Annotated in this window: 1 protein-coding gene; it reads left to right on the top strand. The window is 31.0% G+C overall.

Annotated features, from left to right (window positions below):
• The first annotated feature begins 935 nt into the window (after positions 1-935).
• Positions 936-1,325, top strand: a complete 390-nt coding sequence (locus JCM14108_RS13885; RefSeq protein ID WP_035181566.1) for a hypothetical protein — start codon at positions 936-938, stop codon at positions 1,323-1,325.
• Positions 1,326-1,467: the final 142 nt, after the last annotated feature.

Here is a 1,467-nt window from a genome sequence, read left to right as displayed (position 1 = left end):
AAAGCGTCTGGAAGACGCTCATTGACTGTGAAACCTTTCCAAAGTTTATATTAAAGCTTATTAAGTAAGTTCAATGTGACGAATATCATCCATAGAAATGGACTTTTTATTATCTAAAATAATCATTTCATCTTGATAACCGAGGATATGTGTCTTTAAATCCGGCGTTTGCTTACCATTAACATCAAGTTCGTTAAGTTGAATGTTGACCATGCGATGTCGATGATAAGCTTTGGCAAGAGTGTTAGTTATTACGTCGGTTGTTTGCTGTGGTTTGGTTTAAATAGCTTTTGCCCGTTTTTCCTGGGCCATTTTTTTCAATGCAGCAGTGTGATCCGACAGCATGAATCCCCGCCACTTAACCATACCTCGGTCGTGATAATCGTGCTCAAAAAATGATTAACAACGTCCATATCAAACTTTTCTTGACGTATAAAGATAGCCCCCTCAATCATGTGTTCTATCTACTTGTTGAGTATATTTTAACATAGGCGGGAACACATGTTTTGAAAAGTCGAATTTTTTTTGAAATTAAAAATCATTCATTAGAGATAAAAAGTTGGATAATAGCTACTGGTTGCTTTTTTGAAAGTTGTGAATAAATTGAATGTATTGTGCAAATTTTGTAAATAAAGTATGACTTTTTTACATATCTTAAAATTTCCTTGATTCTGTTCGAATTTTAAGATAAGTTGTTAGTTAAAGTAATTAATAAAGAGGTGAGTTAGTATGGAAAATTAAACTGTAAAGATTGTGTCAGATCTGATTTACTGTTTGTGAATGTTATAAGGTGATTTCCGATAAAATAGTGATTAATTTTAAATCTTGGAAATAATTGCTACTGAACTGAAATAATTTGATAACAGCACTTTAAATATTTTTTTAGCAATTTTTGCTGTTGAATGACATTTCATAATAGGAAAGCTGGAATTGGTTTGTTAAAAGGTAGTAAAAATTCCAACTATAAGAAAATAGAAATAATAGTGAGCATGTTTGTTTTGGTTATTATATTAGGCTTGTTTTTATTTTTTTATATGGGATATAACGTTCAATATGACTTAAAAAACCAAATAAACTCATACTTATCTTCAAAGACTGATAATAATTTAAAAATTCTGAGACGTGTATCAGTTAATAATGAGACATATAAATTTTTAAAAGATTCTGTTAGAGGTGAGGTTCAAGATCTCTCGGATTTTGAAGGGGATTTTGGAAACACAAATGATGAATATTTCGTATGTTCAATTGATGGGAAGAAAGCTGGCATAATTATGACCAAAATAAATGGTTATTGGAGAGTCACTTCAATTCAAGTCTATAACTAAAGAGAAAAGGGGAAATTGTATCGTGAAAAAATGATTTTGTTTCTATCACTAGATCACTAGGGTATTAACAGTTATTTAAGCTTTATTTAGTCGGCGGATCACGGGATTTCGTAAACCCTTAGGGAGATGGTGGTGAATAATT

This window comes from Lentilactobacillus farraginis DSM 18382 = JCM 14108 (assembly GCF_000583655.1).
GTDB classification, from domain to species: domain Bacteria; phylum Bacillota; class Bacilli; order Lactobacillales; family Lactobacillaceae; genus Lentilactobacillus; species Lentilactobacillus farraginis.
This window is presented reverse-complemented; position numbering and strand designations above follow the sequence as displayed.